The organism is Bradyrhizobium sp. AZCC 1678 (assembly GCF_036924765.1).
In the GTDB taxonomy this organism is placed as follows: domain Bacteria; phylum Pseudomonadota; class Alphaproteobacteria; order Rhizobiales; family Xanthobacteraceae; genus Bradyrhizobium; species Bradyrhizobium algeriense.
In genome coordinates, this window is the sequence record NZ_JAZHSE010000001.1 from 5,495,703 (window position 1) to 5,514,171 (window position 18,469).

Below are 18,469 nucleotides of genomic sequence, written 5' to 3' on the forward strand. Positions count from 1 at the left end.
AATTTCAGGGAGGAATAGTCATGACAAAAATTACCTCGGCCGCATTGACGCGGCGCAGCTTGCTCGCCGGCGCATCCGCCGGCCTGATCTCGTCTCGCGTGTGGGCGCAACAACCGTCCGAAGTGAAGGTCGGGTTGCTGGTGCCGATTTCCGGCCTCTATGCGCGTCCGGGAGCCGTGATGCGCCACGGTGCCGAGATGGGGGTAGAACACATCAATGCGCAGGGTGGCATCAAGTCGCTCGGCGGCGCCAAGCTCAAGCTGGTCGTGCTCGATTCCGGCGATACCACCGAGAAGGCCAAAAATGCCGCGCAGCGCATGGTCGCGCAGGAACCCGATTTGGTGGCGGCCAGTGGTTCCTATCTGAGTTCATTCACGCTGGCGGTCACGGAGGTGACAGAACGGGCCAATCTTCCGGTCCTCACCCTCTCCTACTCCGACCTGATTACCGATCGCGGCTTCAAATATGTCTTCCAGACATCGGCTACGGCGGGCTCGCAGGCAAAACAGGCTTTGCCGCAAATCGTGAAGCTTGCTGAAACCGCTTCCGGAAAGAAGCCCAAGACGGTCGCGATCATCACCGACAACACCGCGGCATCGGTTTCCTCGGCAAAGGCGATGCGCGACGGCCTGCTCGCCGAAAACGGTCTGCAGTTGATCGTCGATGAAACCTTTACTCCGCCGCTCGCCGACGCCACCCCACTGGTTCAAAAAATCCGGTCGGCGAAGCCTGACTTGCTCTTCTTCCTGCCGACCGTGATTTCCGACGCCAAGCTGCTGCTCGAGAAGATGAACGAGTTCGGCCTCGGGCAAGGCAAGATTCCAACCATCTCGTTCGGCATCGCCATTGCCGAACCCGACATGCTGCAGACCGTCAGCCCGGAATTGCTGCAGGGCCTGCTCACCTGTGTCGCGAGTTGGGGCGCCAAGGGCCACGAGGCGCTGATCGCCGAACTCAAGACCCGTTACAAGGAGCCCTGGATGACGCAGAACGCGATCTCCACCTATGGCGACATGTGGGTAATCAAGGACGCGCTCGAGAAGGCCGGCAAGGCTGACCGCGTTGCGGTCGCCGATGCGCTGCGCTCGATGGATGCCGGTCCGTCGAAATATTACCCGCTCGGCGAAATCAAGTTCGACGAAAAGGGCCGTCGCGTCGGCGCTGGGATGACCATCGTGCAGTGGCAAGCCGGCGTACCGGTCACGGTATTCCCGCCGCAACTGGCGCTGTCCCAGCCATTCTGGCCCAAAAACTAGCTGAAGATTGGATAGCGATATGGACAAGGCGACATACGATCGAGGCCTCCAGATCCGAAAGAACGTTCTGGGCAATGAATTCGTCGACAAGGCGATCGCATCGGCCGACGACTTCAACCGTCCGATGCAGGACCTCACGACGGAGTATTGCTGGGGCTATGTCTGGGGCCGTGACGGCCTTACGCACAAGACCCGCAGCTTTCTCAACCTCGCGATGCTGTGCGCGCTCAACCGGCCGCAGGAACTCAAGACCCATGTTCGGGGTGCCCTGACCAACGGCGCGACGCGCGAGGAAATACGCGAGGTGTTCATGCAGGTCGCGATCTATTGCGGCGTGCCGGCCGGCGTGGACGCTTTCCGTAACGCCAAGGAAGTGTTTGCCGAACTGGACAAGAAGTAACCGGGGCCTGAGACGATGTTGAAGGGCAAATGGGCTCTCGTGACCGGGGCAACGGCGGGCTTGGGCCTGGCCGTGGCCGAAAGCCTTGCCGGAGCGGGAGCCAACATTGCCCTGCATGATCTCAACGAACCGGTGCAGACGAAAGATCGTCTACGCACGCAGTTTGGCGTCGAGGTGGTCAGCATCGCAGCCGACCTGTCGCAGCGCACCGCCGTAGAAGCGATGATGAACGACCTGCTCGGCCGCGTCAGCACGGTCGATATCCTGGTGAACAATGCGGTGGTGCGGCATTTTTCACCGGTCGAAAACTTCCCGCCGGAACGATGGGACGAAGCGCTCGCCGTCAATCTGTCGGCCCCGTTCCACCTGATCCGTCTCGCATTGCCCGGAATGAAAGAGAAACGCTGGGGCCGCATCATCAACATGGCGTCGATCTATTCGACCCGTGCGGTTGCGGACCGCATCGATTATGTGACCACCAAAACAGCCATTGTCGGCATGACCCGCGCCGTCGCGATCGAGACAGCAAGGAGCGGGATTACCTGCAACGCGCTTTGCCCGGGCACGCTGCCGACGCCGGCCATTCAGGGAAAAATCGCAGGGATCGCGGCCGCCGACGGCAGCACCGTCGAGGAAGCGACGCGCGATTATCTGGCGGCGCGCCAGCCGACCGGACGGTTTGTCGCCATGGAGGCCGTCGGTGCGATGGCTGCCTTCCTGTGCAGCCCTGCCGCACAGGATGTCACCGGAGCAACGCTGCCAATCGACGGGGGCTGGTCCATCGCATGAGCACCGTCGGCCGTCTCACTCAGGAGATCTGCAATGGCTGAAGCATCGAGCCGAAATGCCGTGGTGACCGGCGCCGCCGGAGGCATGGGTCGCGCCATCACGAAAGCGCTGGTCGAAAGCGGACGCCGGGTCGTGCTCGCTGATCGCGACGGCGAATCCCTTCGTCAATTCGCCGGCGAAATGGGCGGTGGCACATTTCCGATCCAGCTTGATATCACCGACCCGACCAGCGTGGACCGCCTGCCCGACCTCGTCCCGGACACCTTCAAGCCGATCGACATCCTCGTCAACAATGCCGGCCACGACATTGGCGGCCGGACGCGCTTCGATGCCGGCGCGGCGGACGATTGGTCCGGAATCATCCAGACCAATCTGATCGGCCTGATGCGGGTGACCCGCAGCCTGCTGCCCGACATGGTCAGGCGTAACGCAGGCCACATCGTCAACATCAGCTCAATCAACGCCGTACGCATCATTCCCGACATGGCTGCCTATAGCGCCAGCAAGGCGGGCGTACACATGTTTACCGAAACGCTCCGGGGAGAGCTCGCGGAAACGGCGATCCGGGTGACCGAAATGCAGCCCGGCCTGACCAGGACCAACATCATCCTCACCCGCTATCGCGGCGACCGGGAGAAGGAAAAGGACTATTTCGACCAGTTCAAGATGGCGCTCGATCCGGCCGATATTGCCCGGTCGATCGTCTTTGCGTTGGACCAGCCGCCGCATGTTCAGATTGCGGAGATGATGATTCTGCCCGTAAATCGCTATTGAACCAATGCCGGCACCAAGGCGGTAGACAATGGACAAACGCGGTGAATTGCAATCTACGCTCCGGATCGAGGACGTTCCGACCGTCCGGTCGAGGGTCGCCCAGAAGCTGCGCGAAGCGATCATGTCCGGAAAGCTAAAGCCGGGCCAGCGCCTAGTCGAACGGGAGCTTTGCGAGATGACGGGTGTAAGCCGGCCGTCCATTCGCGAAGCGCTCCGGTTGCTGGAAGCCGATGGTCTCGTCAATACGGTCCCTCACCGCGGCCCTGTCGTCAGCACTATCAGCCTTGAGGAAGCAAAGCAGCTCTACGCAGCCCGCGCCGTCCTCGAAGGATTTGCCGGACGAGAGTGCGCGCGCCTGCACGATCCCGCTGTCGTTCGCCGGATCGGGGATGCCCTGACCAAATTGAAAGCCGCATTCGCCGAAGGCGATCTCATGACGGCTCTCGAGGCCAAGACCGAGTTCTACGCCGCGCTGATCGGCGGCTGTCAGAACGCCTTCATCGAGCGAATGCTCAGGCCGCTGCACGACCGGATCACGCTGTTGCGAATTACGTCGATGTCGCAGCCGAAGCGAATTAACAAGAGTCTTCGTGAGGTCACGGCGATCTGGCGCGCCATCCAGAACGGCGATCCCGACCTCGCCGAGCAGTGCTGTGTCGATCATATCAAGGCGGCGGCAGTGGCCGCGCTCAGCATGATCGAGCGAACATCCGCATCGGACGAAAAGGTGAACGCGGATGATTGACCGATCCTTTTCCCGATCGAGCTACGAAGGGCCACAAGGCCGATAGGAACCTGCCATGAAGTTCGTAAAAGGCGTTCTCCTGATGTTGCTGCTGTCGCCGATGCTGCCGGCATTGGCGCAGGAATTCCCGAACCGACCGATCACCATGGTGGTTCCCTTCTCGGCCGGCGGCCCAGGCGACGTGATCGCGCGCCTGCTCGGCAGCTCAATGAGCGCGACACTCAAGCAGGCGGTAGTGATCGAGAACGTCGTCGGCGCCGGTGGCACTATCGGCACCAACCGGGTCGCCAAGGCCGCACCCGACGGCCACACTCTCTTGCTCATGCATGTCGGCCAGGCGACCGCGCCCTCGCTCTATGCGAAGCTGCCGTTTGATCCCGTCGGCGACTTTGCCCCGATCGGCCTCGTCACCGACGTGCCCATGATCCTGGTGGCGCGAGCCAATTTTCCCGCCAAGGACCTGAAGGAACTGGTCGCATATGTGCGCTCCCAGGGCGACAAGGTTACGTATGGCAATGTCGGCCTCGGCTCCGCATCGCATCTCTGCGGGCTGATGTTCATGAGCGCCATCGAAGCCAAGCTGACGCCGATCTACTACAAGGGCGGTGGTCCCGCGCTCAACGATATCATCGCCGGTCACATCGACGTCTATTGCGATCCGGCAACCGGACCGACGCCTTATATTCAGGCCGGCACCATCCCGGGCTTCGCCATTACCAGCAAAAAGCGCGTCGCGACCTTGCCGAATGTGCCGACGTCTGCCGAGGCTGGTGTACCGCAATTCGACGTCACGACCTGGTATGGGATGTATGCGCCGCGCAATACGCCGAAGCCGATCATCGATGAGCTCGTGAACGCGCTGCAGAAGGCACTCGCGGATCCGCCTTTGGTGAGCCGCTTCGCCGAACTCAGCATGGCGCCCGTCGAGCAGGAGCGCGCAACGCCAGCGGCGCTCGAAGCCCTCCTCAAGAGTGAAATCGACAGATGGGACCGCATCATCAAGCAAGCAGGCATCAAGCCTCAATGAACGAGGTCCGATGGGCCAGGATTCCATCGGTAGAGGGCTCGAAGTGCGCGAAGGCAGGTCGCACCAGATCGAAAATCGATCGCGGTCTTGCGCTGAGCGGGCCAGCTTTGCCGGCCGGACACGTCGACGGCCGTGCTGATCTGGCGCCGTCCTCCACCGAACCGGGCGTCCTAGATGGATGAGTCCTGATCGACGATCGCCGGACGCGATACGACGTAGGCAGCACAGGCCAGGAACAGCACCGCCACACCCGCAGCAAGCGGCATTGACGGATCGACGCTATACCAGAATACGACGAACCCGATCGTCATCCCCGCGTAAGCCATGGCCTTGGCCGGACGCGGGATGGCCCCGGCGGCGCGCCAATCCCGCAGCGGTTTGCCAAATGTCGGATGATCGAGCAGCCATGCCTCCAGCCGGGGCGAGGAGCGCGCGAAACACGCCGCTGCCGCGATCAGGAAAACCACTCCCGGCATCAGCGGCATCACCAGGCCGATCACGCCGAGCGCGACCATCACCCAACCCAGACAGAAGTAGATGATGCGCATCAGACCTGCCGCCCATCTGTCTCTTCAAGCAAGGATCGCTCGCTCCCGGCTGACGCCTTGGCCGGGCATCAGCTTCTTCACGGCAGGAATGAAATGGAGCGGGTGAAGGGAATCGAACCCTCGTATTCAGCTTGGAAGTCGCAAAATCATGTAGTGTCTTCAGTGGTCATCCTGACATTTTCGGCGTTTTCGGCCAGTTGAGATAGTTACGGAATTTCTCTTTGTCAGAATGGCAACCGTCCCATGGTCACAGAACATTTTGCCGGGAGTGCCATCACAGCTTTTCCGCGATTAGACGTAGACCGAAAACGGCCAAAGCCGTGCCGATGACCCGCTCGACCCAGAAGCCGAAACGGTCATAAACGGCGCGGAACGGTCGGCTGGAAAAGAGAACGGTCACGAGGCTGTACCAGATGGCTTCGAGCAGGAACCCGCCCGCGAGAATTACCAGCTTGGCCCACAGCGCTGTGGCGGGTGGAATGGCGAGGGCGTAGAGACCGATAAAGAAGGCAATTCCCTTCGGGTTGGAAAGATTGACGAGCACTCCCATACGCAGCCCCCGAAGGACGCCGTGCGGAGGCAGGTTGTTTCGCTGTTGCGACGGGCCTTGCGGACAGCCAACCATGATGCCGAGATAGACGAGGTAGCAGCCTCCCGCGAACTGCATAAGGTTCGCGAGCCATCCGACCCGCATGAGCACCAATGCAAGCCCCGTCATAGTCAGGACGGCGTAGACCGTAGCGGCGATCGCCAGGCCGAATGTTGCACCGAAGGCAGCACGTCGAGCACCGGCCGCGGCAAGTCTCGAGATCAACGCAAAATTGGGGCCCGGACTCACGACAACGGCTGCATAGAGCGCAAGGGCCGTTCCGATGGTCAGCAGTTCTTGCCTCATGACTGGCTATCCCGACTAGAAATTTAATTCTGCGGCCGATGGCCCCGTCGGGCCGGGAGCAGGCCTCCACTTGCAATGTAGACACCGCCTGAAATCAGAAGCATTGCGATCCAATCGCCCATTGCTGGCCGTTCGCCGAGGATCGGGATGGCCAGGAGTGTCGTCATGACCGGGGATAGGGCCGCGAATGCCGAGCCGTTCGACGCGCCGAGAATGCTGACCGCGCGTCCGTAAAGCCAAAAAGAAATCACTGGCGTCAGAAAACCTTGAACAAATGACTGCAGGGCGACATCACGCCAGGGCGCATTGAGGAGATTGGTCCCGAAAATGATGGCGTATAGCGGCACGTAGGTGATCAATGACCCGACCGCTGCAATCGCAGCAGCGTGAAGCCCGTCCAATCGTGTCTTCCGCATGGCTACCGTATAGCCGGCCCACAACATGGCCGCACCAATGAACAAAGCGTGGCCGATGTTCTGCCGCGATCCGATCGTGCCGCCCGCGCCCCAAACGATGCCGAGGACACCAGCAACAATCAAGGCAAGCCCGATCCGCTTGGCAACGGTGAAGGCCTCACCCAGCACGACAGCGGCCAGGATCGCAACAAGTACGGGTATGAGTGCAGTATACAGAGATGCGGCGTGGGCTGCCGGCGCGAACAGCAGACCAGCGTAGGAAACCAGCACCATCGGTGCTCCACCGCCCAGCACAATCGCTGCCAGTCCCACCCCACCCAGGCGGTCGACGGCAAGGCCCTTCTTCAGCAGATACGGCAGCAGGATCAATCCGGCGACACCAAAACGAATTGCCGTGATGTCCCACGGTGTGAGGCTTGTCTTGAGCCCACGCCGTGCGGCTATGATCCATGACGCCCAGATGCTCACGGCCGCAAGACCGTAAAGCGAGCCACGCATGTAGTCGGAGGGTGTTGGTTTCGACAAAGGAACGCAACCGCCTATTCAGTCTATCTCCGCCAACGCAAGCGGTAGCGCGTCCACATAATCCGCCGCATTGAGAATCTGGCGTTTCGCTATGAAGTCACGCCGCGGCGGCGCGAAGATGTCGATCAGAATGTGACGGCCTGGCCCCACACCTTCGGTGGTGTGGACCAACGTTGGAGGGATGATTGCGAGACTGTTACGATCTGCCTTGACGTGTTCATCGTCGCGCCATTGGCTTGCGTCGCGGCCCCATGGCGATCGGAAATGGTGGATAAATTGCCCTTCGAGAGCGAGAGAGCCCTGCTCAAAGTTCTGGTGCGCGTGAGGTGAAAGAGAAGTCCGGTCGCGCGGCCCCTGATATTCGACCCAGTTGATGCTCATGGTCGCGGACTGGAACAATTTTGCGCGCGGCATCCCGGGGGAGTTCGGCAGATCATCCAATTTGTAGACCAGCGGTCCGGTCGACCTGCGGGAGAAGCCTGGAAACAGGGGTAACAGATCCGCCGACGTTCGGATTTCAGTGATACTCTCGGTCGTGGCGGCGCCTAGCCCTGCGACCGCCGGCGCAAAAAGGCGGATGAAGCGGCCCGCCCCTTCGAGGCGGACGGTTGTCATGCCTGCCGGCACAATAACCACGGAGCTTGCCGGTGCCAGCACTGAACGCGCAACTGCACCACGGTCTGTGTCTCCGGCTGTCCCATTGATATCCCAGCCAACTTCAGCGGGCACATCCGGCAGCAGCAGGAAGTATTCTTCTTCGCTGGTCACTGAAACCGGACCGCCATCAGGCGCGGCTCTGGTCCAGGCCACCAGAAAGCGACGGGTGCGTGCATAACGATGCACATGATCCGGGCCTAAGGATTCGTCTGCATCCAGGCGGATCAAGTCGGCCGTGACGCTCATCGGAACACGGCCTCGACCGTAGCGGGCTCTGGTGCAAAACCCTCCCAAATGGTGGCGATGTGCAGACCGGGCGTCGGCCTGATGCGCGACATGGCGCCGAGACCGAGGCGGTCACCCGCAAAAAGCCGGACACCGCGTGCGTGCTGGTTGCGCACGATCCACAGCACGGCATTCATCGGATTTCCCATGATGACTTCGGCGCTTTGTCGATCAACGATCGCATTGCTTCCGACATTTCGGGTCGTGACGGTCATGCGCTTGAGTTTCTCGGTCGCAGCCTCCGTGCCATCGAACGGTATCGGCGTTCCCGTTAGAATCGCACGTGCGCCCACATTGTAGACGGTCAGTATCGGCGCCGTGATTTTCTGGTCGACGTTGACCAGAGAATCCCCGAGTTCGATCGACGGGAGCAGGAAGGCGATCGAGCGTGCCGCCTCCGCGACGGTTTGAGCGTCATTGATCGCTTCGTCCTTGACCACGGCAAGAAGTTTCGCCTCGACGATCGGACGCGCGCCGTAGGTCACCGGGATGCTGGCACCGTCGGCCGGCCTGAACATCGCGGCGAGATAGATGCCGCCGAGAGGCTCCTTAAGCCCCAGATCACGCTGCGCGGGGGGCGTAATGGCGGCAGCCTTGTAACCGAGCGGCCGGCCCATCAGCGGCTGGATGTGAGCGAGAAACACATCACGGATGCACACGGCCTGGTCCATCGAGAGGTCCGGATCGAGCAAAGGAAGCGAGGTTCGGGATACCCAATGCTCCGCCACCGCCGCTCCGAGCGCCTTGCAATCCATCGCCTTCTCCTCGCCGAATGCCTGATGAGAGAACGTTGCAACCGCACAAGCCAAGAGACGCATCTTGCGATCAAGTTGCGTCATAGCCGTCTGCCGCCCACGGACCGCCCTGGAACGCGACGGCCGGGCCGTGCGCCTCGCCCCCGAGCTGTTCAGTGATCTCGGTAGCGAACGTGTCGGCGTTGTCCTTTGCAATGAAACCGAGGTGACCGGCCGCGCTGTTATTCCACCAGCCACGGGATCCGGCCGAAACGCCGTAAGCGATGGTCGCCCCCACCCGCGGTGTCACCAGTGAACGCCATACGAGTTCAGCAAGGTCGCGGTAGCTCACCCAGGTGCTGATCTGACGAAGGTTCGTCGGTTTGTCGAGCGCAGACCCGATCCGGATGCAAACCGATTCGACTCCGTGCTTGTCCCAGAAGAGGCGCGCGACGGCTTCTCCGAAAACCTTGCTGGCGCCATAGAGGGTGTCGGGGCGAGGCAAAGCCGATGCATCCACGGATTGCTCAACCGGATAGAACCCGACGACATGGTTGGTGCTGCCAAAGACAATCCTCTTCACGCCCGCCGCATGAGCCGCAGCGAAGACATTGTAGGTTGCGATGAGATTTGCCGAAGCAATCTGTTCGATGGAAGCTTCTCGCGGGATTCCGGCCATGTGGACGATGGCATCGACACCTGCGATTACAGATCGTGCTGCGACTGGATCCGAAAGGTCACAGCACATGGTTTCCTCGCCGTCCTGGGGCGGATCGAGCGAGAGAATGTCGGTGCTGCGCAACCGGATACGCGGGCGTAGATACTGCCGCAGTCGAAGGCCGATTTTTCCGGCTGCTCCGGTCAACAACACGGTCCCGAAAGAGGACATGATGCTCCCTCGCTGCTGCCCTTTGGCCCCCAAGCCGGCAGCCTTTTGTGCGACGAAGGTCGCAGACTTGCAACGCCGTGTCAACTATACGGACATTTGTCTGCTATACGGACATTGTCTTTCGCTCGAAACATCGGCATAACGAAACAAGTTCCATGGGAGAAAGCAGGCACATGGCCCGAGCAGTGGTAAAGGCCGCCTCTGTCAGCAAACCCGCTCAAGACGACGAGCGCCCGGCTCATTTCGTTCAAAGCCTTGAGCGAGGATTTCAAATCCTTCGCGCATTCGATCGCGAGCATCCTTCCATGACGGTCAGCGAAGTGGCTGGCCGCACCGGCCTGACCCGAGGCACCGCACAGCGTTTTCTGCTTACGCTCGTCGACCTTGGCTATGCCGAACACGATGGAAAGCGCTTCGGATTGCGACCGAAAGTTCTCGATCTCGGATTCGCTTATCTGGCGTCGAATGACGTCTGGGATACCGTCGAGCCTTTCGTGGAGGAGGTCGTGAATGAGTTGAATGAATCGTGCACGGTGGGCGTGCTCGATTGGCCGGACATTGTCTATGTTTGTCGCGTTCAGGCGCGCCGGGTAGTCAATACGGCCCTGAGCGTGGGATCGCGTGTGCCGGCAAACGCATCCTCGCTTGGCCGCGTGCTGCTCGCCTATTTGGATCCGCTCGTTCTTGACCGTTATCTCCTCGATACGCCGCTTCCCGCGCGGACCCGAAATACGATTACGAACCCCCGAGAGTTGAGGAAGGCACTGTCCGAGGTAAGAAAAAATGGATGGGCACTCGGTGATCAGGAATATGAAGAGGGCGTTCGTTCGGTGTCCGTGCCGCTTCGGAACCGCCAGGGCGGCGTAATCGCTGCAATGAAGGTGGTTGCGCCGACGAGCCGCGCGACGAAAGAGGAAATGATCAGGCGATTTCTTCCCGTCCTCCGCCAGGCCGCCGAACGGGCGAATGAAGCGTTGCGGGCCCGTTGAGGGTGCGGGTGGTCGGATGACGACACTCTGCTCCAACCGCAGGTGTCACGCGAACAGTCGACCGAAAAGCAAGCATCGGGACGCGCGAAGCTGCCCATTTGTCAGAATGAAATCCGACTCGCTCACCAAGTCTTTGAAATAGCTGTTGGAGCGGGTGAAGGGAATCGAACCCTCGTATTCAGCTTGGAAGTCTTCGAATTTCAGTAGTATTTTCAACACCCATTCCGACATTTACCAGCTTTTTGGGTGATTGAGATCACTATAGAATTTCTCTTTGTCGGAATGAGGGTTACTGCCGACCAAACGGAGGCGCAACTACCCGATTGCCGGCGCTCATTATGACTCTGGTATTCGCATCATAGCCCGGCCCGAATCCCCGAAAGCGGTCGTCCGCTCGGGCGATCTCATCCAGCCGACATTGCCGCGTCGGCTATGTGGCGAGTTTAGCTGCTACGAGATCGGTTGCCCAATCGAGGAAGGCCTGCCGACCACTCGCGTCGCTCGGCAAACTGACAGTACGCAGCAGAGGATTTCCCATCAGGGCGGTCGCGATGTGAATCGCGTTGAGCAGCGCTATGAGCCGGCGTGCCTCATCGGTGCCGCCAGCGCGTTCGACGAGCGATGATAGCATCCCCGTTCGTCGCGGTGCCCAGCCTGCCATCTGCATCCACACTACCATCCGGGCGGCTCCCTCCGTGTCGTAGACCGCCCGCATCGATCGGCTGACGGCCTGGAGGTCCAGTGGCCCTTCATCACCGATCACTGCACCGATCTGTCGCATGAGTTTTGGGGCGCTCCGCGCCATTAGCGCCTCGATAAGGCCCATGCGGCTTTCGAAGTGATAGTGGACGCCGGCGTCGGTAATGCCTACGGCGGCCGCCACCCGTTGCACCACGACAGCGTCGAGCCCCTCAGCCAGGCGCTGGAGCTCGGAAAGGCGGTAGCTGCCGGGGACCCCGGTACCCACCGCCTGACGGGAAGTTGACAAGAATAGGGAGGGTAACGTGCTGTACAAGAATCGAGGCCGAGGCTCTCGAGGATCGTGACCGACAGATCAAGCAGACTGACGGGCGTCTCACATACCCCCGGCGAGACATCCGCGACCCACTACTGGAAAAGCTCCTGACGAAGGCGTTCGACCGGGTTCCGATGAGAAGCGCCATATAAAGCTGAACTCCCTCATCGTTGCGTTGGCGTCAGGCGTTGCCACGTCGTGCGATAGCCGCCTCAAGCGTATTGCTCACCAGACACGAGATCGTCATAGGGCCGACCCACCGGGTACCGGCGAGATGTCTGCGCGGCTCATGCATTCCGACGAGCTTGCATAGTGCCGCTCCCAAGATAAGCTGGAGCGCCCAAGCCATAACCAACGCAGCTCGCCGAGAACGGCATCAACCGCCGGAAGCTAGGATCGGCATAAACCGTCTTCAGGCCCATGCTCTGCCCGCCCCCCACCGGCGGGCCCGGTGCATTGGGAAAACGGAAGGAAAATAGCGAGCGAGCATCGGGCCGCGGCGGTGGCGAGTAGTTCAATCGACCCCCGCTAGCCGATATCCTGGAAAAAATGGCCGCCGCGCAAAGGCGGCGGCCAGTCAGGGAGGAAGCAGGTAACCGACCTGCCGGCGGAAGTGAATTTTCATCGGCCCTCTTCCGACAAACTCCATTCTCGACCTGACAACGACCGCACGACCCACTGATCGATCTCCGAAAGTCCGAACGTTCGACGGAAGGCCTACATGGCTTTCGCCGAGTTCGCGAAGATTGGTCGGCCAGCTTCTTGGCCGAGCCGCTGATCGATTGACAACAAGGCACCCGTTTCAATCGCGGCTGTTGTCATTGCCTTGGCTCCGTTTTCTCCAGTCACGTTCGTCGCGTTGGAGCGTGAGGAAGGCGAACAGAATCCAGGCAATGTGAAAGATGGCGCCGACTCGCACCGGCTCGGCGACATGTCGCCAGATGCCGCTTGGGCCACGCGTGGTACGACGACAGCGCAGCCGAACACCCGGGTGTTGCGCTGCCAAGAATAAGAGCTTCCCGCCAGTGCTGCCACGAACACGAGCCACACGATCCCGACGACCATGTTGAGCAGCTTGGTGCAGAAAATGAAGCCAATGAGTCCCGACAGAACAAGCGCGATATTTTTCGCGTTCAGATGGAGCGATGTCGGGTTCTCCACGAATGATTTAGCGACGATGATAGACGCAAGGAACAGAAGCAGGCAGCTCACCAATTGTGGAAAAAACCCGGCTCCCGAGTGCGAAAGCTCTCCGATCGGCAACCGCAGGGCAGCCAAGCCAAACGCCACGGCGATGACAGCAAGCACAAGCCCACGGCCAAGCTCTGATTACCATAATTCAAATTCTCCGGTGGCGGTGGAATGTCAGGATCCTCGCAAACTTCTAGCGATCTGCCGAGGACAGCACCGTCGCGAGCAAGTTTGCAGCGGAATCTCGCGCAGCCCGTGGCCCAAGTTCCGGAGCCGCACGTTGATATTCTTTAACTGCGACGAGCGCACTTCGAGAGCGAGCCTGCATGGTGGCAAGAAGTCGATCGCTCTCACTCTCCAACGACGCGTCGGGAACGACGGCTCCAACGAGCCCCCAGGACAATGCGGTTGGAGCGTCAATCTCGTTCAAGCTATAGACGAGATGCGCCAGCGCTTTCGGGGGAATCTTCCGCATCGCAGCTGACATTGCTAGGGTCGGCGGAAGATCGCGTTCCATCTCCGGTAGGCTGAAGCGAGCCGTGTCCGAAGCCAGCGTGACGTCGCATGCGATGGCGAGCGCGGCCCCGAACCCGCGGGCAATTCCCCGCACGCTCGCCACGACAGGGACCGGACAGGCCGAGAGCGCGTCATAGAGATCGAGGATGGGCTCGATCAGCGTCTCCCGAAGCTGCGCAGCGTTCTTTACTTGGGGATTCCCCAGGGGATCGCGACCGCGGCAGAAGTCAGGACCGGCACCTCGCAGGTGCACAAGCTTCACCTCGGCCGAAATCGCGCGAAGGTGAGCCGCAAGCATGGAGATGAGCGGCAGCGTCAGCATATTACCACGCTCGGAACGATCGATTAGGATCGAAACCAAGTCACCGCTACCTTCAATCCGGATCGGAAATCGTGCGTCCGTCACTTTGCGACCCCCCGTGATCCGGCGCTCGCGGGCCGCTCAGTTCGATCGCGGCGTGGACCTATGATGCCCGTGCGACGCAAAGTTCCGATTTTTTCAGCGGAAAACCCGAGGAGCGTCGAGAGTACTTCGTCCTCGTCGGTACCAAGACCAGGCGGAAACCGGTGCGCGATCTCCGACTCTCCGACATATTTCACCGGATTACCCGGCACGCGGAGCCGCTGATCCGGACTGGAGAGATCGAGCACCATGTTCCGGTACAAGACCTGATCGTCGGACAGGCTTCGATCGAGCGTGTTGACCACGGCGGCCGGAATCTCGGCGGCGCGCAATGCTTCCACCCATTCTACGGAAGAGCGCGTAAGAAAGATCGGCTCGATAACAGCCCACAGCTCTATCCGATTGCGAAAGCGTATTTCGTTCACCACGAACCGTTCGTCTCCGGCAAGGTCAGAGCGCCGCAAAACGCCGCACAATGATTGCCACATTCGCTCGGTGTTGGCCGTGATGACGACGTCGGCTCCATCGCCGCAAGTGAACGCCCGGTAGGTCGGAATCGAGTCGTGACCTCGTCCCTGCCGGCCCGGAACATGACCCGAGACGAGATGATAAGCGCCTTGGTAGCTCAGCATGGAAATCTGGCAGTCGAGCATCGCAATATCGACGTGGCGGCCATGCCCCGTCCGCCTTGCGTCGAGGAGCGCCGCAAGCAGGCCGATGACGCCGTACATGCCGGCAGCCAGATCGCCGAGCGGAATGCCCGAACGTACGGGATGCCCGTCCGCTTCGCCCGTGAGCGACATGCCGCCGGACATGGCCTGTACGATCATGTCGTACGCGGGCCGGTCGCGGTAAGGACCGCTCTGGCCGAAGCCGCTGATCGAGCACCAGACGAGGGATCGCTTGTTCGCCGCGATATCTGCGTACCGGAGGCCGAGCCGATCCAGAACCCCCGGGCGGAAATTTTCCACGACGACGTCGCTCGCCACCGCCAGGTCCCGGACAAGTGCGCTGCCCTCCTCAGACTTCAAGTCTACGGCCAGGCTGCGCTTGTTGCGGTTGACGCAGTGGTAATAGGCGCTGTCCGCGCCGACGAAGTATGGTGGCAGCTGGCGGGTCATATCGCCTTCCGGCGGCTCGACCTTGACGACTTCCGCTCCGAGATCGCCCAGGATCTGCGTGGCATACGGTCCCGACAGGAACTGCGTCAAATCGAGAACTTTAAGGCCCGCGAGCGGCCCCAAGGAGGATCGGAGTTCTGAACTCATTGCTAGACAACCTTGGATTTGGGGCGGGGGAAGGAGGCGCCGAGTGCGCGCGACAGCGCTTCGGCTTGGTCGGTGACGAGTCTGGAAATCTCGGCTTCGTTTGCCCGCGTGGACCGCTGTTCGGGCATGGTGACGCCCAAGCTGCCGATGACCCGGTCCGATGCGCCGAACACGGGCGCGTTGATGCCGACAGCACCGGCAATCTTTTGTCCCCGGGAGATTGCGTAGCCCCGCTCACGAACGGCGGTGAGCTCGGATAAGAGTTGATGACGTGCTGGACGCTTCTCCCCGGACGCGGGGGCGCAATCACTCATCTTAAGTACCCGGTCGACCTCGGCCGTCGGTAAGAAGGCCAGGATCGCGCGGCCGCTCGCCCCCCACAACACGGGAAGGGGCGTGTTCATGGACAACTGATACCGGAGCAACTGGCTGGAATCGACCTTATCTGCGAAGATCATGCGGCATTCGGCCGGCAGATAGAGGCTGAGAACGCCGGTTTCGCCGCAGCCATCTACGATTTTTTGAAGAAAGGGCCGCGCCAGAATTCGAACATCGTGCTTCAACTCGACCAATGCCGCGAGCCGGAAGAACTCCGGGCCCACGCTATAGGATCGCGCGATCGGATCGCGCTCTACGATCCCATCCCGGCTCAGGAGTTCGAGCATCCGATGACATGTGCTCGGCACGAGCCCGAGCGCCGCCGACACGTCCTTGATTGTCGTCTCGCCCGTCTCGGCGAGATGTCGCAGAACCTGAACCACGCGTTGGACGGTCCCGAGCGTCTCCGGCTTGTCGCTCATTCGACAAGCTCCTCGTAGGCGCCGGCCGCAGCCAGCAATTGAACGATGCGCTCGGGCGTGAGAGGCGTCTCCACAAAATGCACGCCGAAGGGCGAAAGTGCATTTTCTATCGCAGCGATGATTGCGGCCGCGGCCGGGATCGTTCCGCCCTCACCGGCGCCCTTGACGCCGAGCGGATTCAGCGGGCTGGGCGATTCCACGTGAGCAATGCGGCAAGTCGGCACGTCCGTTGCCATCGGAAGAAGGTAGTCGGCGAAGGTCGTCGTGAGTGGTTGGGCGTTGTCGTCGTATTTTACGAATTCGAGCAGCGCGTTTCCGATACCGTGGGCCACCCCTCCCTGAACCTGTCCGTCGACGATCAGCGGGTTGATGATGTTGCCGCTGTCGTGCGCGACGACATAGTCCACGATCTTGACTTGTCCGGTTTGAATATCCACTTCGACCTCCACCGCATGGGTGCCGCTGCAATACGAGGCCTGCGAAGGCGTGAAATATGCAGTGTGCTCCAGTCCGGGCTGGTCGCCCGGTAACATGGCGAAGCCGGGCATTCCTTGAGATAGTCGCGCAAGCTCGCCAAAACCCAACTGCGGCTTGTTTCCGCCCTGGCCGGTCGCGATTCCGTCTTCGACCAGGATGTCGCTCTCCGTCACGCCAAGCGCGCGCGCCGCCAGCTTGATCACTTGCGTCTGCACGGCCTTGGCCGCGATCGCGGCGGACGAGCCAGCGTTCACGGCTTGGCGGCTCGCGAACGCACCCACCCCGTTTGCGATCGCCCCGGTATCTCCGATCGTCATCTCGATGTCCTCAATGCGACATCCCAGATGATCGGCGACAATCTGTGCAAGCGTCGTGCGGGTGCCCTGACCTTGGTTGGTGGCGCCCGTCGCGACCGCTATTTTTCCATTCTGCTGAATGCGGACCGTGACGCCCTCGAACGGACCGAGACCGGTCCCCTCGACATAGTTCGCCAGTCCCATGCCGAGATAGCGTCCTTCCCGTAAAGCGGCCTGCTGGCGAGCCGGAAAGCCCTGGTAATCGCAGAGCTCGAGGGCGGCGGATTGGGCCTTGGGATAGTCACCGCTGTCATAGACGACCGGCTTGCCGTCGCGAAAGACCAGTCCGACGTTATAGGGCATTTGGTCCGGTTGGATGAAGTTGCGCCGCCGGACCTCGGCCGGATCGAGCGACAACTCTCGCGCCACGCGATCCATCAGCCGCTCCATGGCAAATACCGCCTGCGGTCGGCCGGCACCCCTTACAGGTGTCGTCGCAACCTTATTGGTGAGCGCTACGGTCACGTCGAGGCTGTAGGCGGGCAGCACGTACGGTCCGGGCACTGTTGCCGACGCGATGTAGGGCATAATCACGCCCCAAGGAACGAAGGCGCCGGTATCGTGCAACAAGCTGCCCCGAACGCCTCTGATTTTGCCGTCCCTCTCGACTGCGATCTCCACATCCCAATATTGATCCCGTTCCTGGGTTGCACAGATCAAATGCTCTCGCCGGTCCTCGATCCACTTGATCGGCACGCCGAGTTTCAGTGCCGCAGCCGCTACAACAGCCTCTTCCGGATAAAAAATCGCCTTTGGTCCAAAGCCGCCGCCCACATCCGGCGCGATCACCCGCACCTTCTCGACGCTTCGTCCAAGAAGATCGGCGATCATTCTTCGTCCGATATGCGGGGTTTGGGTCGCCGACCAAACATTCAGCATATCTCCGGCGCGATCGTATTGAGCGACGACCCCACGGGTTTCCATCGCCATTCCACCGCCGCGATGCTGAAAAATCTCTTCCCTGAATACGTGAGGTGAATCCGCGAATGCGGCCTCAACGTCGCCGAACGCGTTCCGGAACCGCGACGCTATATTGTCGGGTAGGTCGAGATGGACGGTCGGTGTTCCGGACACTATCGCGTCCCGGCAATCGCCGACGGCGGGAAGCGGCTCCAGATCAGGGAATACTGCGTTCGCCGCATCCTCTGCCAGATATCGGTTATCTGCGATCACCAGCGCGATCGTCTGACCGACATAGCAGACTTCATCCAGAGCCAAGCAATGCTGGGTCTTCAACGCCGCGATGGATGAGTTAGGCACCAGCATCGGCATGCGCTCATGCCGCATCGGTCCGGGTAGGTCGGCGGCAGTTAGGATCGCGCGCACGCCGGGCATACCCAGCGCGGACTCGACATCGACGGAGTGCAGCCGCGCATGCGCGTGCGACGACCGCACGAAGCAACCATGCAGCATCCCCGGCAGCTTAAGGTCGTCCACGTAGCAACCGCGCCCGGTAAGCAGAGCAGGATCCTCCAGACGTTCAACACGAGCGCCGAATTGCTTTGCACCCATCG

At 61.0% G+C, this 18,469-nt stretch carries 19 protein-coding genes; 7 read left to right on the forward strand and 12 right to left on the reverse strand.

From position 1 onward, the window contains the following. Positions 1–20 precede the first annotated feature (20 nt). The 6 genes from V1294_RS26390 to V1294_RS26415 are packed head-to-tail and all read left to right on the forward strand — an operon-like array spanning position 21 to position 4,991. The gene (locus V1294_RS26390; RefSeq protein WP_334501179.1) at positions 21–1,256 is read left to right on the forward strand and encodes an ABC transporter substrate-binding protein; all 1,236 of its coding nucleotides are present in this window, start codon (positions 21–23) and stop codon (positions 1,254–1,256) included. A gap of 19 nt (positions 1,257–1,275) precedes the next feature. Then, entirely contained in the window at positions 1,276–1,656 is a 381-nt protein-coding gene (locus V1294_RS26395) for a carboxymuconolactone decarboxylase family protein (RefSeq protein ID WP_212032507.1), read from the forward strand. Positions 1,657–1,671: 15 nt separating this feature from the next. Continuing rightward, positions 1,672–2,445, forward strand: a complete 774-nt coding sequence (locus tag V1294_RS26400) for a 3-hydroxybutyrate dehydrogenase (protein ID WP_334501180.1) — start codon at positions 1,672–1,674, stop codon at positions 2,443–2,445. A 33-nt stretch (positions 2,446–2,478) separates the two neighbouring features. After that, positions 2,479–3,219, forward strand: coding sequence for an SDR family oxidoreductase (locus V1294_RS26405; protein ID WP_334501181.1), 741 nt, complete (start codon positions 2,479–2,481; stop codon positions 3,217–3,219). A gap of 28 nt (positions 3,220–3,247) precedes the next feature. Then, positions 3,248–3,964 carry a GntR family transcriptional regulator gene (locus V1294_RS26410; RefSeq protein WP_334501183.1) on the forward strand — a complete coding sequence of 239 codons (717 nt, stop codon included), beginning with the start codon at positions 3,248–3,250 and terminating at the stop codon, positions 3,962–3,964. A 55-nt stretch (positions 3,965–4,019) separates the two neighbouring features. Then, positions 4,020–4,991, forward strand: a complete 972-nt coding sequence (locus V1294_RS26415; RefSeq protein WP_334501185.1) for a tripartite tricarboxylate transporter substrate-binding protein — start codon at positions 4,020–4,022, stop codon at positions 4,989–4,991. 170 nt (positions 4,992–5,161) lie between these two features. On the opposite strand, the gene V1294_RS26420 is transcribed toward V1294_RS26415, so the two are convergent. From V1294_RS26420 to V1294_RS26445, 6 genes are all read right to left on the reverse strand, one after another. Continuing rightward, complete coding sequence (locus tag V1294_RS26420; protein WP_334501187.1) at positions 5,162–5,539, reverse strand: YbaN family protein; 378 nt, start codon at positions 5,537–5,539, stop codon at positions 5,162–5,164. 274 nt (positions 5,540–5,813) lie between these two features. After that, a complete protein-coding gene (locus V1294_RS26425; RefSeq protein WP_334501189.1) occupies positions 5,814–6,434 on the reverse strand; it encodes a LysE family translocator in 621 nt (206 codons plus the stop codon). A gap of 23 nt (positions 6,435–6,457) precedes the next feature. Then, positions 6,458–7,375 carry a DMT family transporter gene (locus V1294_RS26430; RefSeq protein WP_334501192.1) on the reverse strand — a complete coding sequence of 306 codons (918 nt, stop codon included), beginning with the start codon at positions 7,373–7,375 and terminating at the stop codon, positions 6,458–6,460. An 18-nt stretch (positions 7,376–7,393) separates the two neighbouring features. Further along, complete coding sequence (locus V1294_RS26435; RefSeq protein ID WP_334501194.1) at positions 7,394–8,278, reverse strand: hypothetical protein; 885 nt, start codon at positions 8,276–8,278, stop codon at positions 7,394–7,396. Beyond that, positions 8,275–9,156 (reverse strand): hypothetical protein, encoded by an 882-nt coding sequence (locus tag V1294_RS26440; protein WP_334501196.1) that lies wholly within the window; start codon positions 9,154–9,156, stop codon positions 8,275–8,277. Before V1294_RS26440 ends, V1294_RS26435 begins: the two co-directional genes overlap by 4 nt. Beyond that, positions 9,143–9,940, reverse strand: a complete 798-nt coding sequence (locus V1294_RS26445; RefSeq protein ID WP_334501199.1) for an NAD-dependent epimerase/dehydratase family protein — start codon at positions 9,938–9,940, stop codon at positions 9,143–9,145. The genes V1294_RS26440 and V1294_RS26445 overlap by 14 nt, the downstream gene beginning before the upstream one ends. Positions 9,941–10,113: 173 nt before the next feature. Between V1294_RS26445 and V1294_RS26450 the strand changes: the two genes are divergently transcribed. Next, positions 10,114–10,929 carry an IclR family transcriptional regulator domain-containing protein gene (locus V1294_RS26450; RefSeq protein WP_334501202.1) on the forward strand — a complete coding sequence of 272 codons (816 nt, stop codon included), beginning with the start codon at positions 10,114–10,116 and terminating at the stop codon, positions 10,927–10,929. A 430-nt stretch (positions 10,930–11,359) separates the two neighbouring features. Here the strand turns inward: V1294_RS26450 and V1294_RS26455 are convergent, their stop codons facing one another. From V1294_RS26455 to V1294_RS26480, 6 genes are all read right to left on the reverse strand, one after another. After that, the gene (locus V1294_RS26455) at positions 11,360–11,896 is read right to left on the reverse strand and encodes a TetR family transcriptional regulator (RefSeq protein ID WP_334504828.1); all 537 of its coding nucleotides are present in this window, start codon (positions 11,894–11,896) and stop codon (positions 11,360–11,362) included. Between the two features lie 765 nt (positions 11,897–12,661). Further along, a complete protein-coding gene (locus V1294_RS26460) occupies positions 12,662–13,252 on the reverse strand; it encodes a hypothetical protein (RefSeq protein WP_334501205.1) in 591 nt (196 codons plus the stop codon). Positions 13,253–13,328: 76 nt separating this feature from the next. After that, entirely contained in the window at positions 13,329–14,057 is a 729-nt protein-coding gene (locus V1294_RS26465) for an enoyl-CoA hydratase/isomerase family protein (RefSeq protein WP_334501207.1), read from the reverse strand. Next, positions 14,054–15,322, reverse strand: coding sequence for a CaiB/BaiF CoA transferase family protein (locus V1294_RS26470; RefSeq protein ID WP_334501209.1), 1,269 nt, complete (start codon positions 15,320–15,322; stop codon positions 14,054–14,056). The genes V1294_RS26465 and V1294_RS26470 overlap by 4 nt, the downstream gene beginning before the upstream one ends. A gap of 2 nt (positions 15,323–15,324) precedes the next feature. Beyond that, the gene (locus V1294_RS26475; protein WP_334501211.1) at positions 15,325–16,122 is read right to left on the reverse strand and encodes an IclR family transcriptional regulator; all 798 of its coding nucleotides are present in this window, start codon (positions 16,120–16,122) and stop codon (positions 15,325–15,327) included. Further along, positions 16,119–18,467 carry a xanthine dehydrogenase family protein molybdopterin-binding subunit gene (locus V1294_RS26480; protein WP_334501213.1) on the reverse strand — a complete coding sequence of 783 codons (2,349 nt, stop codon included), beginning with the start codon at positions 18,465–18,467 and terminating at the stop codon, positions 16,119–16,121. Before V1294_RS26480 ends, V1294_RS26475 begins: the two co-directional genes overlap by 4 nt. Positions 18,468–18,469: the final 2 nt, after the last annotated feature.

Bases quoted from the DNA above. Each gene is read 5' to 3' on its own strand.
- V1294_RS26410 (WP_334501183.1), top strand. From the start codon at position 3,248: ATGGACAAACGCGGTGAATTGCAATCTACGCTCCGGATCGAGGACGTT.
- V1294_RS26425 (WP_334501189.1), bottom strand. From the start codon at position 6,434: ATGAGGCAAGAACTGCTGACCATCGGAACGGCCCTTGCGCTCTATGCA.
- V1294_RS26415 (WP_334501185.1), top strand. From the start codon at position 4,020: ATGAAGTTCGTAAAAGGCGTTCTCCTGATGTTGCTGCTGTCGCCGATG.
- V1294_RS26395 (WP_212032507.1), top strand. From the start codon at position 1,276: ATGGACAAGGCGACATACGATCGAGGCCTCCAGATCCGAAAGAACGTT.
- V1294_RS26470 (WP_334501209.1), bottom strand. From the start codon at position 15,322: ATGAGTTCAGAACTCCGATCCTCCTTGGGGCCGCTCGCGGGCCTTAAA.
- V1294_RS26450 (WP_334501202.1), top strand. From the start codon at position 10,114: ATGGCCCGAGCAGTGGTAAAGGCCGCCTCTGTCAGCAAACCCGCTCAA.
- V1294_RS26440 (WP_334501196.1), bottom strand. From the start codon at position 9,156: ATGACGCAACTTGATCGCAAGATGCGTCTCTTGGCTTGTGCGGTTGCA.
- V1294_RS26420 (WP_334501187.1), bottom strand. From the start codon at position 5,539: ATGCGCATCATCTACTTCTGTCTGGGTTGGGTGATGGTCGCGCTCGGC.
- V1294_RS26480 (WP_334501213.1), bottom strand. From the start codon at position 18,467: ATGGGTGCAAAGCAATTCGGCGCTCGTGTTGAACGTCTGGAGGATCCT.
- V1294_RS26405 (WP_334501181.1), top strand. From the start codon at position 2,479: ATGGCTGAAGCATCGAGCCGAAATGCCGTGGTGACCGGCGCCGCCGGA.
- V1294_RS26390 (WP_334501179.1), top strand. From the start codon at position 21: ATGACAAAAATTACCTCGGCCGCATTGACGCGGCGCAGCTTGCTCGCC.
- V1294_RS26435 (WP_334501194.1), bottom strand. From the start codon at position 8,278: ATGAGCGTCACGGCCGACTTGATCCGCCTGGATGCAGACGAATCCTTA.
- V1294_RS26445 (WP_334501199.1), bottom strand. From the start codon at position 9,940: ATGTCCTCTTTCGGGACCGTGTTGTTGACCGGAGCAGCCGGAAAAATC.
- V1294_RS26400 (WP_334501180.1), top strand. From the start codon at position 1,672: ATGTTGAAGGGCAAATGGGCTCTCGTGACCGGGGCAACGGCGGGCTTG.
- V1294_RS26475 (WP_334501211.1), bottom strand. From the start codon at position 16,122: ATGAGCGACAAGCCGGAGACGCTCGGGACCGTCCAACGCGTGGTTCAG.